This is a genomic window from Aurantibacillus circumpalustris (assembly GCF_029625215.1).
GTDB lineage: Bacteria > Bacteroidota > Bacteroidia > B-17B0 > Aurantibacillaceae > Aurantibacillus > Aurantibacillus circumpalustris.
This window is the reverse complement of record NZ_CP121197.1, coordinates 426,072-442,012: the sequence shown is the minus strand read 5'-3', so window position 1 is coordinate 442,012 and position 15,941 is coordinate 426,072. Positions and strand designations below refer to the sequence as shown.

Here is a 15,941-nt window from a genome sequence, read left to right as displayed (position 1 = left end):
ACCCAAAACAATTTAAAACGAGTTAGATTAAAAATGAATAGTTGCACCATGAATAAACGTACGATGCGATTTTTATCATTTCTTTTGCTTCTTTTGCAATCCTATATTCTCAATTCACAAAATGGTTTAACTATTAATGAATTAAATTCCGGAGCAGATAAGATTGACCTCATTTCTTATTTACAGATCAAAAAAACAGAAAGTGATAGTTTTATTCCACTGCAAAAAGTACTTAACAAACTTCCGGTAAATAAAAGTCTGGAGTTTAGTCTTGCGATTTTTAATAGTACAAATGATACTATTGTTAGAATTCTACAATTTCCACATCGTTATGTTACCGCTAACAGTTTTAATATTATGTCTTCGACAACAAATCGAATGGAGAATTACTTTGAAAGGTTGAATTGCATTAACCTAAGCTTAGCCCCACAGGAAGAAAAATTGATTACAGTTTCAATAGATGAATTAAACCGCGCGGAAGAAAATAAATTGGATCTTATACTTGTTTCAAAGCAGTACTTAGAAAAAAGCACAAATCGAGTTTATTATACGCAGGCATTTTTTTTAGGACTTTTCGCGTTTCTTTTTCTTTTTAATTTGGTTATTTTTTTTGTGACAAGATGGAGAGTCTATTTTAAATACGCCGTATATATATTCAGCGCTTTAATTTATTTCTTGTATTATTTCGGATTACTACAAACTCTATTTACATCTGTTAATCAAATCCCCATTAACCTCACATACACATGGTATAGCATTATTTTTATAAGCTATTTCTATTTTTTAAATCAATTTGGAGAATATAAAAAATTCGTTCCGCGAGCGTACCAACTTTTAAATGTTGGAATTATTTTTAAAAGTTCAGAACTAGTTATAAATACGGTATTACATGTATTGGGTTTAGATTTTATTTACTCTCACGTTTATATTGATACGATCCTAAGCCTTGAAATAATTCTCATGTTATTTATTCTATTTTATATAGTAAAAAATAAAAATCTTCGTGGAAAGATTGTCATTATTGCTTCCTGTTTTCTTATTGTTGGTGGAATTATTGAACAGGCAAAATTATTTCCAGGCTGGGATAACGCCTATTTTGTTGAGTGTGGTATTACCGCCGAACTTTTAATTTTTTCGGTAGGTTTGGGTTATACAACCAAACTCTACTATGACGAAAAAAGAAAAGCAGAATTACTATATATTGAACAACTCGTAGCGAATCAAAGTTTTCAAAAGGAGAGCAATGAAAAGCTTGAACAGATTGTAAAACAACGAACCGAAGAATTAAATCATGAAAAATCTTTAGTGGATAAGAAGAATACTGAGAATGAATTACTCCTTGCGGAAATTCATCATCGGGTAAAAAACAATCTTCAAGTTGTGTCAAGTTTATTAAGTTTACAAGAGAAGAGTATGAAGAGCGAGGATGCTAAAATGGAGATTCGTAGGGGAAAGGAGCGGATAAGATCAATGGAGTTGGTTCACAAAATGCTATATAGTGCCAATTCATTTAGCGGCATTGAAATGAAAGATTATGTGAAAAAACTTTCTGAAGGTTTAATTGAAAGTTTTGGGATCCATTCTAACGAGATACAATTGGAAATAGATTTTCCAAAAATTATTTTGGATGTTGATACTGCAATTCCAGTAGGTTTAATATTAAATGAACTAATTATTAATGCATTAAAGCATGCAAAAAAGGAAGCCGTGAAATTGGAGTTGAAAATACAATTGCTCGTGAAAGATAAAACATGGCTCCAGCTTAATGTCAGTGATAACGGGCACGGGGGTATTTCTGAAGTACAATCTTCAAATTCATTTGGATTAAGAATTATACAAGCATTGATACGACAACTTAATGGAGAACTAACAATAGAAGAAAACGACGGAATACATTATTCAATAACTTTACAATGGCTAAATGAAAATAAAAGTGCTTATAGTTGAAGACGAGGTCTTAGTAGCAGAAGATCTTGCTGATTTTTTACGGGAATGTGGTTTTGATGTTTCAGGTATTGCTATCAATTTCGAAGAATGTTTTCTTTATATTGATAAACATCAACCAGACATTATAATCATGGATATTTGTTTAAGAGGAAAGCTCGACGGGATTGAAATTGTTCAAATACTCAACCAAACTATAAAGATTCCTTTTATGTTTTTAACAGCAAGTGCAGATCCTTCGACGATTACTAGAGCCCTGCCTTTGGGTCCATGTGCTTTCCTATCTAAACCTTTTAATAAAAATGACGTAAAAATAGCCTTAGAACTTGGATGTCAAAAGCACAATAAAAACGCAATTCAATCCTCTCTAGCTTCCCCAGTTAACACGAACCACCCTGTATTCGTAAAAGATGGAAGCCACTATAAAAGAATTGACATTAATTCAATACTATATATTGAAGCAAAGGGAAGCTATTCGGAGGTGGTCACAGAAGGTAAATCGTATACACTCTCATATAACTTAAATCATTTTTCAGACCAAATAAAAAACCCAGTCTTTAAAAAAATTCACAGATCTTTTATTGTTAATATCGACAGAGTAGAGGGCTTTGACAACTCTTCAGTAATTATTAATAAAACAATATTGCCAATAAGTCGTCAATACCACAAGGAAATCATGAGTTTGTTTCAGAAACTTTAAGAAGTAGAATTAAAACATCGAGATAAACTCAGTCAAAAGATGAAACACATCTACATAATCTGTTAGTGGCAATGTTTTTTCAATGTCGTAAACATCATGGTAAGCTTTTATTCCACCCATTGTATAGATAAAAAAACAGTGCACCCCTTTTTCTGAGAACCAGTAGTGATCACTATTAGAAGCCTTACCACGTTTTTTAATTTCTTTCACCAGATTTTGTTCGGCGTTTATTTTCGCTAACTGAGAAAATTCTTTTTCATAAACCGCTCCGTTTACAACCATTATTCCATCATCTCCAGTTCCAAGCAAATCTAGGTTTACCAAAAATTTAATTTTGTAAAGATCTATCATATTGCTTTCTACAAAAAATTTAGAACCCAATAATCCGGCTTCTTCGCCTGCAAAAAATAGAAAAACTGTTTTATATTTTGGTGGATGTGCTTGGTAATACTTGATCAGATTTAAGATCACACTCACACCACTGGCATTGTCATTGGCTCCCGGAAAAAATGTGGATTTTCCCATTCCGCCCAAATGATCGTAATGCGCTGAGAAAACAATCAAACTATCTGAGTTAAGCGAACCATTTATAAAACAACCAATGTTTTTACTTTCAAATTTAGAAACGAATTTGTTTTTAATGTTTACTTCTATTTCTTTTGGCTCTTCTTTAAATTTTGTGCGATCAATTTCTATTCCACAAAAACCTGCAACTTCTCGGCCAACACTATAAGTTAATTTGTTTTTAAGACTCAATGATATCTTTGGATCTTCAGCGTAAATAAAATGTGTCGTATCTACTTTTTGAAGAGAAAATTTTCCTTTGGAAGAGCAGGCTTCAGGACTAAGAATAAAATCTTCACCTGGCTTCAATAATTTGCCATTGATACTTAGTTCGCAGCTACTTGGAAAAGTATTAACCGGATGGAAAAAGGATTGCGTGTAGCTTTTTCCAAACAAAGAATTTGGCTTTTGATTTTTTAATTCTGAAGTGATAAATTTTTCGGCTTCGCAAAGTCCATTTTTCACATAACCTCTTCCAAAACATTTTTCAGAAGTCAAATGACGAATCACTTTTCTCGCATACACAGTATCTTGAGCGACAGCCTGCGAGAATAATAAGAGAAGAAAAGCAAAAGCTAGTAAACGCATGATTCCTTTAAGGAAATTAGAATTTTATTTAAAGCACTTTTTCACAACGCTGAAAAAATAGATAACGGCTTCATTTTTTTCGTCCCATTCATAAACATTCTTAAGGCTGTTTAGGTAAATCTCCGCTTCGTTCCAGCTAGTCACGTTATTAATTTGTTCAATAGCTATATTGTATTCAGTAGAATTTTGTGAAAAAAGTTCATTCATAAAACGGAACTTATCATTAATACCTACTGAAAGAGTTGCTCGTGGTTTGGCGAGTTCTGTTTGCGCGTTTTGTTTTATTGGTGCTTCTGTAGGATGAATTTCAGAGCTAACATGGTACGTTTTAGTGGCAAGAGCTTCTGTTTTTTCTTCTTTCTGGGGTTTTGTGGCTTCTTGAGTTTCAGCCTTCTTCTCTTCTAAACCTTCCTTCTCACTTAATCGGGCATGGATGTTGAAGCTTGGCGACAACTCTTTGTTTTGCTTGTTGTACTTATAAACCGCAAGGTTTTCTTGTATTCCTCCCAAAAGCCTTTGAAGATTCTCACAGTCTTGCACAGATGGCTGTATGGTCTCGTCAACAAACAACTCAAGAGCTGGTGCAAGTTCGTTTATTTGTAATTGGATCCTACTTAATAGTTTATCTGATGACATGTGATAATAGTTTGTTAGTAAAGCCTAAAATAATTTGATTTTGTTACATCTTAAACTACTTTTAAGCTTTGTTTTACACGGCTTTTAAACAATGTCTTAACTTTGCAGCATATAGGGATTTTTATAACACTTCACATTTATGTACACGCTCGATCAAATAGCAGAAATAACAAACATTAAGCTTGTTGGCAAGAACAATTACAGCATTCACCATTTCCTAAATGATAGCAGAAGTGTGCTTTACTCGAATGAAACTTTATTTATTGCTTTAAGAACAGAAAGAAACAATGGACATAATTATATCCCTGAATTGATCGAAAAAGGTGTGACGTCGTTTTTAATTTCCGAAAACGATTTTAATACATCACCTTATAGCGATTCTAATATTTCATTTCTTGTTTCCATAGACCCACTTAAAACCATTCAGCAACTTGCCGCGTATCATCGACAACAATTTTCGATTCCTGTTATTGGCATTACTGGTAGTAATGGTAAAACAGTTGTAAAGGAATGGTTGTATCAACTATTAAAAACTAATTATTCTATTTGTAGAAGTCCAAAAAGTTACAATTCGCAAATTGGCGTACCATTAAGTGTTTTAAATTTAAATGCCTCACACACACTTGCTATTTTTGAAGCTGGAATTTCTCAGCCTGGCGAGATGGAAACACTTGCTTCCATTATCCGACCAACGATAGGAGTGCTCACTTCTATTGGTTCAGCTCATGATGAAGGGTTTAAAAATCGCGAAGAAAAAATTCAGGAAAAAATAAAATTACTTTTAGGGAGTGATGCTTTAATTATTTCCGGATTAGAAAAAAATAAAATTTCAGAATCACTACAAAAAAAATCAGTTTTTGTCTCTGAGTATAATGACGCAGACTTAAAAGTAAAGTTCGAAAACAATACGTTACATCTTAAATCTAAAAATGTTGACCATACTTTTAAAATCCCTTTTTCTGATTTAGCGTCTCTTAGCAACACTGCCGCCTGTGTGGGGGTAATGCTACATTTAGGTTTCAAAGAAAAAGAAATAGCTGAAAAAATAAAATTGCTTCAACCGGTTGCCTTACGTTTAGAAATAAAAAAGGGGATCCATAATTCTTTAATTATAAACGATTATTATAATTCAGATCTCGATTCTCTTAAAATCGCTTTAACACACTTGCAGCAACAAAATAACCGTTTAAAGAAAATGGTAATTGTTTCGGATATTGAACAGTCTGGCATTAGCCCTTCAGACTTGTATCATAACTTGGCTGACTTGTTTTCGCAATACGAGATTGATTTGGTTGTAGGAATTGGAAAAGAAATAATTCAACACAAACCTTTATTTAAAAGCAATTCTTTATTTTTTGAAAGCACGCAGAATTTCATTGAACAGTTTCGCTTTATCAATTATCAATTCAGCGACGCAGGTATTTTACTTAAAGGCGGACGGAGTTTTGGTTTTGAAAACATTAGTCGTTTGCTACAATTAAAAAGTCACGATACCGTTTTCGAAATTGATTTAAACAAACTCACTGAAAACGTAAATTATTACCGCTCTTTAATTTCTAAAGAAGTAAAAATTATGGGAATGGTAAAAGCCATGGGTTACGGCAGTGGCAGTACAGAAATCGCACGAACATTGCAGCACATGGGTGTGGATTATTTGGCCGTTGCTTATGCGGATGAAGGAGTAGAGTTAAGAGCTTCCCATATTTCTTTACCAATTATGGTCATGAGTCCGGAAGAAGACGCCTTTGAAGATATTATAAATTATCAGCTTGAACCAGAGATCTATCATTTTAAAGTGCTCAGATCCTTCGTTGCTAAGTTGGATTCTATGGGCATTACAGAGCCATATCCAGTCCATCTTAAAATAGACACGGGCATGCATCGTTTAGGATTTGAAGAACAAGACTTCAATGAATTATTAAAGGAACTTCAAAGAACGCCACAATTAAAAGTGCAATCTGTTTTTTCGCACTTATCTGGTTCAGACAATCCTGATTTGGATGCATTCACAAAAGAGCAAATCCGAATTTTTGAAAGTGCTTATAATTTATTAGAAAAAGGATTAGGCTACACTGTTATAAAACACATTTGCAATTCAGGAGCCATTACACGTTTTAAAGAAGCGCATTATAACATGGTGCGTTTGGGAATTGGCATGTACGGAGTAGGAGTGAATGAAAAAGAACAAAACAAACTAAAAAATGTTGGCACTCTAAAAACACGTATCAGTCAGATTAAAAATGTTGTAAAAGGGCAAACCGTGAGTTATAACCGTAGTGGAAAAATTAACAGCGATACTAAAATAGCTACCATTCCAATTGGATATGCAGATGGTTTTAGTCGCGCCTTAGGTAATGGTAAACACGGCGTGTATATTCAAAACACTTTTTGTAAAACGGTTGGTAATATTTGTATGGACATGTGCATGGTGGATGTTACCGCTATTAGATGTAACGAAGGTGAGGAGGTTATTATTTTTGAAAATGCCGAACAAATTAATGTCATGGCGCAAGCAATCAACTCTATTTCATATGAGGTGCTTACTAGTGTATCTGCAAGAGTGAAGAGGGTTTATGTGCAGGAGTAGGACTTTTGATCTTTACTGATTTGGAATTTCTTTTATCATTGTTAAACAATTAGATACGCTTTTAAATACTTATAACCGATTGTTGTCGGGTTTATGGTGTTTAATATGTGTTTAGTATTTATTGAGGTGGACTCGTCCAGCAGACAAGTAATACATTCCTAATAAAATTAATCGGAAGATTGTAATTTCTCAAAATCTAATTCCGGCATTTTGCAAACCTGACACAAATCGCATTTGCTATATGTAATCCAATGATCGCGCTCATTAAATGGATATTTATTTACGTAGGGACGTAGTTTTATTTTTTGAGTAATCCATAAGTTAGTAAGAGATGGATTATTGAAATAATATTTTAAAACTCTACTAGTATTATGTGTTACATCGTCTTTAAAAATGGGATAACGTGTAATAAGTCTAACGCAAACAATATCTAAGTTCTTTTCAAGAGACAACTCCTCAAACACTTCTATATCTATCGCGTAGCCTATTGATAGAACATCTCCCCCCCATATTTTATCAAGGTTTAGAGATAGTAGTTTAGCTTTTGTTGTAATTATAAGACGGTCTTCTTTTTTTGAATAATTACTTCTATTAACCTCAGGCATTTTATTCTTTAATGATATATTAAAATAATTATTTTTCTTCACATCCGTAAACTTTATGCTAAAAATTGAGTCTTCAATAACTTTAGGGTTGTATAACTTTTTATTTTTGTTTAGCCAAAAGGTGAGTTTAGTCTGTAATTCGCTCATCTCATCTTCATTTGTAAAATTTATTTGATTTGCAATGATAATTTCTTTGCTGAATACCTTATCTAAATCGCTATAAATTTCGTGATCATCTTTATTGGCATGGTATTTAGACTTTTTATGAAATGTAGTATCAATAAAATAATCACCCGGATAGATAATTGGAAATTGAATGTGTGTTTTCTTTTCAAAATGTTCATGATAATACCGACCTACAATTTGCCGAGGAAATTTTATATCATTTATCCATCGGTTTTCATCGCTTAATAATACAAAACCAGGGGCAAAAGGAACAGCTATATTTGGCTGTAAATATTTAGTAAACTTACAAAAGTTATCTGCAAAATATTGTTCTCTAATCCGAGCAACTTCTTTATCATCTTTACCTTTGTAATGCACTTTATTAGGGAAATATCCTGCGCCACTCCAACCAGAAAACAGAAAATCTATTTTAGGCCACTTTGTTTTTATTTTAGCCAAGAGAAAGTCAACAGCGGTTTCATGATTAGAATTTAGAGCGTCATTAATATTTACAATTACGTACCCTTCACATTCAACTACAATTACACTTTCAAGCGAATAACCTAGATACGTTATTTTTAAATTCTTAAAAGTATATGTTTTAAAACTTACCGCTTCAGTAATCTCTTTAAAATGTAAGTGTTTGAAATAATTCACAACACCTTCTCGCCATTGAAAAGGGAAAAAGACATGTGCGTTTTTTTGTATTCGAATTAATGATTCGTGGTGCAAGTGGTCTTCATGCCCGTGAGATATTACAATAACGTCAGCTTGTTCAACACAAGTAGTATCAATAGGTTTTGGAAATAAGTGCCATTGATTCTTATAAGCTGACCCTGTTATCCAAGGGTCGAATGCTATTTTGGTACCATCCGTTTCAATAACAAAACATGAATGGGAAACATATTCTATACGCATTGAAAAGTTATATTATATAGACTTTAACGCAATAATACATTTATTATTGTTAGTTGGGAGACCAGTGACATTAAATCGTGTCTGGTGGGTTTAAAATTTTTGAACAATTTACAAGGGACAAACGACGGTGGATAATTGGAACAGCTCAATGAAGGGTTAGTAACCGCAGCAAAATGTTAACATACAGTTACTAACGCCTGCTTTTACTAAAATCAACAATTTTAAATTCCAAAACGAATACCTTACTTTTGATAGTATCAAATGATAGTATCATTGAAACCACCATACAACATAAGTCCGAAAATTTTAAAATTAATTAGTTCAATTTCCGAAAAGCTTGGAGAGGTAAATGCTAATTACCTGAGTAAACAGTCTCCTCAACATCGAAAATAAAATAGAATAAAAACAATTCATTCCTCATTAAGTATTGAAGGAAATACATTAACAGAAGAACAAATTACCGCCTTAATTGAAAGTAAAAGAGTCATTGGACCTAAGAAAGATGTTTTAGAAGTTTTAAATGCTATTCAGGTTTACGAGAAACTAAGTGACTATAGGTGTTTGTCTGAAGAGCATTTCTTAAAGGCGCATCTCAAATTAATGAATGGATTGATAGCTGGTCCTGGAAAGTACAGGAAACAGGGAGTAGGGATAGTTAAGGGAACTAAATTAGAGTATGTTACTCCGCCGTACAAAAATGTCCCGTATTTAATGAGGGACTTATTTGCCTATTTAAAAAATTCTGATGAACTAATAATCATTAAGAGTTGCGTTTTTCATTATGAGATGGAATTTATTCACCCTTTTCTTGATGGAAATGGACGATTGGGAAGGTTATGGCAAACACTAATTCTGATGTCAGAATACCCAATCTTTGAGTTCTTGCCCTTTGAAACTTTAATCAATCAAACACGAAGAGAGTATTATAAATCACTTGCAATGAGCGACAAGGCGGGTAATTCGACTTTTTTTATTGAGTACATGCTTGAGGTTATTAATGAATCTTTAAAAGGTATACTGTCATGCAACAATAGAATTTTAAAGGACTTCGATAGATTAGAATATTTCATCACTTTAGGAATGAAAAAATTTACAAGAAAAGATTACATGAATATCTTTAAAGACTTGTCTTCTGCTACAGCAAGTAGAGATTTAAAGAAGGGTGTTGATTTAAAAATATTTCGGAGCGTTGGGAGTAAAAATAAAACAGAATATGTTTTGAAATAGGAAACCACAACAGAGTCTATGGTAGAATGGTATACCATCAATCCTATTCTCTTTAAAATATTTCTTAAATTAGTTGTTTAAATAGAAAGCAATTTTGAATTGCTGATCAGAATTTTTCGTATTCGACAAAAAAACAAACATGACTGACAAAACCCATTTAAATAATTTAAGGGTTCCCACTAAGGAAAACCCACTAAGAATTCTCATGAGTGCCTGTTTAACAGGTTTAACCTGCGGATACGATGGAACCGCAAATGGCGAATATCCCAGTGCATTAAAATTCTTAAAATACGACACGGTGAAGATTGTAAAATTTTGTCCTGAAGAATTTTCCTTTGGAACGCCTAGAGAAATGTGTGATATCCATGGTGGAACGGGTATGGATGTATTAAATGGCAAAGCAAAAGTACTAACTGAAACTGGTAAAGATTGGACAGAAGGCATGGTTAAAGCTTCTGAAAAAATGTTAGAAATTGCTTTTAGAGAAAAAGTAGAAGTAGCTGTTTTAATGGATATCAGCGCAGCCTGTGGCAGTCAGGTGATATACGACGGTAATAGATTTAGCGAAAACAAAGTATACCAAATTGGCGCTGGAGTTTGTGCCGCACAACTCATTCGAAATGGCATTAAAGTAATTAGCCAAAGAGATTATGCTTCCTTAGAAATCCTCTATTCAAAAATTGACAGCAGTCATAAAATCGATTTGAGTAAAGTGGACCATCATGAAATTGATTGGTATAAAAATTATTTTAAGGTATAGTTAGAAAAAATAATGCAATACAAATTACGTTTATGATCTTAAACAACATACCACCTAATTTAATTGATTGGCATAATACTCCAACTGAGAAAAGTAATGGAGCAAAAGGTTTTGCCTCAAGTAAAATAAAATTGTTTGGAGATATTAAAATCAGACAAGTTCAGTATTCTGCTGATTATTTGGCAGATCATTGGTGTGTTAAAGGACACATTATACATATTTTAGAAGGAGAATTAATTCTAGATTATAAAGATGGAACAAGTCATATAATTACTGCTAATACCACATACATTGTTGGCGATGATGGCATTCCACATATGGCCAAATCAATAAATGGTGCTCTTGTATTGGTAATCGACTAAAAAAGTAATTATTTCACCGGTGGCGCAATTTCATTAGATATCTGCGTTAAACCTTTCATTCAAAAGTCTAAATTTTCCAAATTAGCGCATACATTGGGAGGCACTCTTATTTGAATAAACGTGAATAAGACTTAAAGTGAAGTGTATTATATTTTTTCGTAACTTGTATTAAATTATATACTTCAATATGGAACCATCTGTATTGTGAAATAAATTAGAAGAACCCAAAGTAAGATGAGACATTTTGTGTTTTTAATATTTATCTTTTTTTTAAAAGGTTTGCAAGCGCAAGAACCTATTTTGATAAAAGATGGAATGATTATAAAATCATTGACGCGTTGCGATGGCACGCTTTATTTTAGTGGCAAAAACATAGACCAATCCAGTCAGTTATACAGAACCAATGAAAGTAATGATGAAACATTTATCGTAAAAGAGATTAAGGCTAATGAATCTCGGCGAGAAGTAGGGGATCCTACAGATTTGATCGCAGTAAATAATCTGTTGTTTTTTAATCAGTACGATGGTAATGGCGATTATAAAAAACTTTGGGTTACGGATGGGACTGAAAGCGGCACAAAAATAGTCAAAAATAGCACTTTAACTTTTGGCCTAGCAAATGGCATCGCCTTTAAAAATCAATTATTTTTCGTTGACTATCTTTGTGGATTGTGGCATTCTGATGGTACGGAAGAGGGAACCAAGTTATTGAAACATTTCGATTTGTTCGGGGTGTCATTCAAAGGGCCAAATTTCATGATTATGGATAATAGTTTATTTTTTTTCGCTACTGATTCTGCGCATGGTACTGAATTATGGAAAACGGATGGTACTGCCGATGGAACCGTTTTAGTTAAAGATATCAATATTGGATCTGCCTCTTCTAGCGATTACGGCAATTCGTCGACGGTCAACAATGGATATTTATATTTTTCCGCTAATGATGGCATTCATGGAAGCGAGCCATGGCGAACAGATGGTAGCGATGAGGGAACAGTAATGCTAAAAGATATAAATCCAGGATCGCAAAGTTCGACACCCAAAGATTTTATTGTTAATAAAGGAGTTGTTTATTTTTCGGCAGCTGACACTTCCTATTTAGCAAACTATTATAATTCTCCGTATTCCGTAAACAACACGGAATTATATAGAACAGATGGAACAGAAAATGGAACCTATATGGTAAAGGATATTAATAAAAGTAAATTGTTCGGATCGCGAGTGGATAATTTAATGACCTGTAATAATCAACTACTCTTTTTGGCGTCAAACAGCGACGTGGTATCACCATTTCCTTCTTTCTTTCCTGTTGACTTATACACGAGTGATGGCTCCTCAAAAGGAACACATCTGTTTAGAGAAGTTTGCAATGATATTTGTTTTCCAGGAACTTTTGTAAAATCAAAATATGAAATTTACTTTTTTGCAAATGACAGTTCGAAAAGATGGTTGTGTAAGACCAATGGTTACGCAAATGGTACTATGAAAATGATTGATTTATCAGGAGAGCAGTTTTATCAGAGCCCAAGTGGAATGATTGTTGTTGGTTCAAATCTTTATTTTACTACATATACTGGTAATAATTTTATCAGTAAATTATGGAAACTAAAAATTAGCGAAGAAGCACCAGCTAACTTAGACTCTTTATCTAGTGTATTCCCTAATTTTCTTAAAATATTTCCGAATCCATTCTCAAACGAAATTGAATTAAAATTTACAAAAACTCCAAATAGCTCAGTTAAAATTAACTTATATGATGGTATTGGTAAAAGAATATTTCAAGGAGAATTTTCACCAGATCAATATTTAATTATGAACGAGTTGGATAAATTTCCGTTGGGTATTTATTTACTTGAGGTAAGTTATGATGATCAAAAGATTATTAAAAAACTTATAAAATCAAAATAATATTTGATTTTAGACATAGTCTTAACTAGACTAATGAATTCGAGATTCAGAGAGCTGTATCAAAATTTATTTAACTGGTGGCGCAACTTCTCTAGATATCTGCGTTAAACCTTTCACTAAAAAATCTAGGTCTTGTATATTGGTGTACACATTTGGTGTTACCCTTATTCCATTTACTTTTTCATGAATGATTGAAACGGTGTGTATTTTGTAATCTTTAAATAATCTTGCTTCAATTTGTTGTGCTTCCCAGCCTTCAAAACCTATGTTGGCTATAGCGCAGGAGTACTCTGGTTTTAGTGAACTAGCAAATTTTGTTTTTGGAAGTTTCACTGCTTTTTCAGTCCAGTACTCTTTTAAATAACGTAGACGCGCTTCTTTACGATCAGCTCCAATTACATTATGAAAATCAATGGCAGTGCCTATTGCCATTTCAGATGCAAATGAACGTGTGCCGAGGTTCTCAAACTTTTTAATATCATCTCCATCAGGATCGACACTCGAAAGCAAAGCCCAAACATTTTTTATTTTATTTTTTTTAATGTAAAGAAGCCCACTGCCGAAAGGAGCGCACAGCCACTTGTGAAGAGAAGTTGCAAAATAATCTGCGCCGGTATCTTCAATTTTAAAATTAATGTGCGCAAAAGAATGTGCACCATCCACTATTACTTCACAACCTTTTTTATGAGCCATATCTGCAATGGCTTTACAAGGAATAATGTTCCCAGTCCAATTTATTAAATGAGTAATGTGAACAATTTTTGTTTTTGAAGTAATAGCACTTTCATACAATTTTACAATACTAGCATCATCTTCCAACGGTTGAGGAATATTAATCCAAACTAATTTTATCTTATCTCTTTTTTCCCGTTGCATCCAAGCGTTTTTCATATTTGGATAATCAAAAGTACTAAGCACTACTTCATCGCCTTCTTTTAAATTTAAACCGAAGATAATACTGTTTAAACCTTCGGTGGAATTTCTGTTAATTGCAATTTCTTCTGGAAGGACGCCGCAGAGGTCAGCTAATTTATTACGAAGGCCTTCTCTTTCTTGATCTAATATTCGCCACATATAATAAGACGGCGCTTCGTTTGATAATTGATAGTTGCGAATGTGTGCGTCTTGTACCACTTTTGGTTGCGGACTAACACCGCCATTATTTAAATTAATAAGGTTAGCTGAAATTGTATAACTCTGACGGACCCACCCCCAAAAGTCTTCATTTTCGACAGAAGCACTTAAACTCAGGTTTTCTAATTTCGACAGTTGTTTTTCAAGGTTTGTCGTAAAATTTCTATCAATGGTCGAAAACATTTCAAGCGCGCTTAGGCTGCCTGCCGATGTCAATAAAAAATTGCGTCTGTTCATTTTGGAGATTTTAAAAACGTAAAGGGAACGGTAATCTTTGGGAACTAGATTAAAAGTATAAAATGATTTAGTAAAAGCCAAGAAAAATAAAAAATTTACTTGAAAGAACTAGAATTAAAATTTTAATCCCAATTGCAAAGCAAGATGAGCCCCATTAATAAAGAGTGAACTCGCTGAATAATTTGTTTCGAAATAATAAGGCGAAAAACCGTATCTACCATTTAATTCCACAAAAAAACTTCCCTTATTAGATCTCAAACTGTTTTTTTGCCAGCCTATTCCAAGGCTTACATAGGCATTCATTTTATTGACAAACAACGCATTTTTAAATTTTAATTCTGGACTATCTTCTTTAATAAGTTGACCGTTTTGTTTTACTTTTAATGCCCCAGGTAATAAATAACGCAAGTGATAACCTGCTATTATATAAGGACTAAAAAGACTATTATCTGCACGTTTAAATAAATATTTAAATTGAATGGGCAGATTTAATTCATGAATAAATAATGAATAATTGTAAGAAAAGGATTTATCATAAAGCTGCAGAGTATCTTGGTCAAAGTAGTAAGATCTGAAGTTAAGTCCGTGAAAAAAATACTCCACGCCAATTAAAAAAAAAGTTTTGTATTGATTTCCTAGTCGCTGCTCTCTCTTGAAACCAATCTGCATGCTAATTTTTTGGGTTGGACTAATGGCGTGTTTTTGATTGATGGAATAAAATCCAACTACAGGTCCAAAATAAATACGATTGCCATTACCAGATCCTTTTCTGGCAGTTTGGGAAAATAAAAAAGCAGGGATAAAAAAAAATAAAATAAAAAAGAGAGCCGAATATTTTATCTTATGTATCAGGTTATTTGCGAATTACATTGGTGGCTGTGGCTTGCACAGTGGGCATAATTAAAATGTCGTTAATGTTAACATGCGCAGGGCGGGTTGCAACCCAAAAAACAGTTTCAGCAATATCTTCTGGTTTCAAGGGTTCCATGCCCATATAAACTTTTTTGGCACGATCTTCATCACCATCAAAACGTACCACACTGAATTCTGTTTCTACCATTCCTGGGTTTACTGCAGTAACTTTTATATTGTGTGCTAATAAATCAATACGCATTCCCTTGTTAAGAGCATCAACTGCATGTTTTGTAGCGCAATAAACGTTACCGTTAGCATACACTTCTTTTCCAGCAATCGACCCAATGTTAATGATATGACCTTTACCATTTTTAATCATAAGATTAGAAACAGCTTTTGTAGTATATAAAAACCCTTTAATGTTAGTGTCAATCATACGTTCCCAGTGAGAAAGCGAGCCGTCTTGTATAGAGGATAAACCAGCAGCTAAGCCGGCATTATTTACCAAAATATCAATGTTTTTATTTTCAGCAGATAGAGAGGCGATGGCAGATTCAACAGCAGCAGACTCGCGGATATCAAAACACAATGTGGTTACTTTAATCTTGTAAGTTGTTTCAAGTTCCTTTTTGAATGAACTTAAACGTTCTTCTCTTCTACCGGTAATAATAAGATTATATCCGTTTTTTGCAAAAATTTCCGCAGTGCTTTTTCCAATACCCGACGTGGCTCCCGTAATAAAAACTAACAT

The 15,941-nt window shown here is 33.3% G+C and carries 13 protein-coding genes; 7 read left to right on the top strand and 6 right to left on the bottom strand.

Going from position 1 to position 15,941, the window contains the following annotated elements:
* The first annotated feature begins 48 nt into the window (after positions 1-48).
* Together P2086_RS01785 and P2086_RS01780 are read left to right on the top strand one after the other, a co-directional pair.
* On the top strand, positions 49-1,947 hold the full coding sequence (locus tag P2086_RS01785) for a sensor histidine kinase (RefSeq protein WP_317898714.1): 1,899 nt from the start codon (positions 49-51) through the stop codon (positions 1,945-1,947).
* Positions 1,922-2,644 carry a LytR/AlgR family response regulator transcription factor gene (locus P2086_RS01780; protein ID WP_317898713.1) on the top strand — a complete coding sequence of 241 codons (723 nt, stop codon included), beginning with the start codon at positions 1,922-1,924 and terminating at the stop codon, positions 2,642-2,644. Before P2086_RS01785 ends, P2086_RS01780 begins: the two co-directional genes overlap by 26 nt.
* A gap of 9 nt (positions 2,645-2,653) precedes the next feature.
* Here P2086_RS01780 and P2086_RS01775 read toward each other — a convergent pair whose 3' ends face one another.
* Together P2086_RS01775 and P2086_RS01770 are read right to left on the bottom strand one after the other, a co-directional pair.
* Positions 2,654-3,796, bottom strand: coding sequence for a M28 family metallopeptidase (locus P2086_RS01775; protein ID WP_317898712.1), 1,143 nt, complete (start codon positions 3,794-3,796; stop codon positions 2,654-2,656).
* Positions 3,797-3,820: 24 nt separating this feature from the next.
* Positions 3,821-4,432 (bottom strand): DUF8457 domain-containing protein, encoded by a 612-nt coding sequence (locus P2086_RS01770; RefSeq protein ID WP_317898711.1) that lies wholly within the window; start codon positions 4,430-4,432, stop codon positions 3,821-3,823.
* A 139-nt stretch (positions 4,433-4,571) separates the two neighbouring features.
* Between P2086_RS01770 and P2086_RS01765 the strand changes: the two genes are divergently transcribed.
* Positions 4,572-7,019, top strand: coding sequence for a bifunctional UDP-N-acetylmuramoyl-tripeptide:D-alanyl-D-alanine ligase/alanine racemase (locus tag P2086_RS01765; protein ID WP_317898710.1), 2,448 nt, complete (start codon positions 4,572-4,574; stop codon positions 7,017-7,019).
* A gap of 167 nt (positions 7,020-7,186) precedes the next feature.
* On the opposite strand, the gene P2086_RS01760 is transcribed toward P2086_RS01765, so the two are convergent.
* Positions 7,187-8,707: an MBL fold metallo-hydrolase gene (locus P2086_RS01760; protein ID WP_317898709.1), complete on the bottom strand. Its 1,521-nt coding sequence runs from the start codon at positions 8,705-8,707 to the stop codon at positions 7,187-7,189.
* Between the two features lie 600 nt (positions 8,708-9,307).
* Between P2086_RS01760 and P2086_RS01755 the strand changes: the two genes are divergently transcribed.
* From P2086_RS01755 to P2086_RS01740, 4 genes are all read left to right on the top strand, one after another.
* A complete protein-coding gene (locus tag P2086_RS01755) occupies positions 9,308-9,934 on the top strand; it encodes a Fic family protein (protein WP_396127448.1) in 627 nt (208 codons plus the stop codon).
* Between the two features lie 139 nt (positions 9,935-10,073).
* Positions 10,074-10,694, top strand: coding sequence for a 2-thiouracil desulfurase family protein (locus P2086_RS01750; RefSeq protein WP_317898707.1), 621 nt, complete (start codon positions 10,074-10,076; stop codon positions 10,692-10,694).
* Between the two features lie 32 nt (positions 10,695-10,726).
* A complete protein-coding gene (locus P2086_RS01745; protein WP_317898706.1) occupies positions 10,727-11,056 on the top strand; it encodes a DHCW motif cupin fold protein in 330 nt (109 codons plus the stop codon).
* 279 nt (positions 11,057-11,335) lie between these two features.
* A complete protein-coding gene (locus P2086_RS01740) occupies positions 11,336-12,964 on the top strand; it encodes an ELWxxDGT repeat protein (RefSeq protein ID WP_317898705.1) in 1,629 nt (542 codons plus the stop codon).
* A gap of 66 nt (positions 12,965-13,030) precedes the next feature.
* Here the strand turns inward: P2086_RS01740 and P2086_RS01735 are convergent, their stop codons facing one another.
* The 3 genes from P2086_RS01735 to P2086_RS01725 all read right to left on the bottom strand — a co-directional run bounded on the left by P2086_RS01735 (position 13,031) and on the right by P2086_RS01725 (position 15,941).
* The gene (locus P2086_RS01735) at positions 13,031-14,335 is read right to left on the bottom strand and encodes an aminotransferase class V-fold PLP-dependent enzyme (RefSeq protein WP_317898704.1); all 1,305 of its coding nucleotides are present in this window, start codon (positions 14,333-14,335) and stop codon (positions 13,031-13,033) included.
* Between the two features lie 114 nt (positions 14,336-14,449).
* Positions 14,450-15,004 (bottom strand): hypothetical protein, encoded by a 555-nt coding sequence (locus tag P2086_RS01730; RefSeq protein ID WP_317898703.1) that lies wholly within the window; start codon positions 15,002-15,004, stop codon positions 14,450-14,452.
* Positions 15,005-15,188: 184 nt separating this feature from the next.
* Positions 15,189-15,941 (bottom strand): SDR family NAD(P)-dependent oxidoreductase, encoded by a 753-nt coding sequence (locus P2086_RS01725; RefSeq protein WP_317898702.1) that lies wholly within the window; start codon positions 15,939-15,941, stop codon positions 15,189-15,191.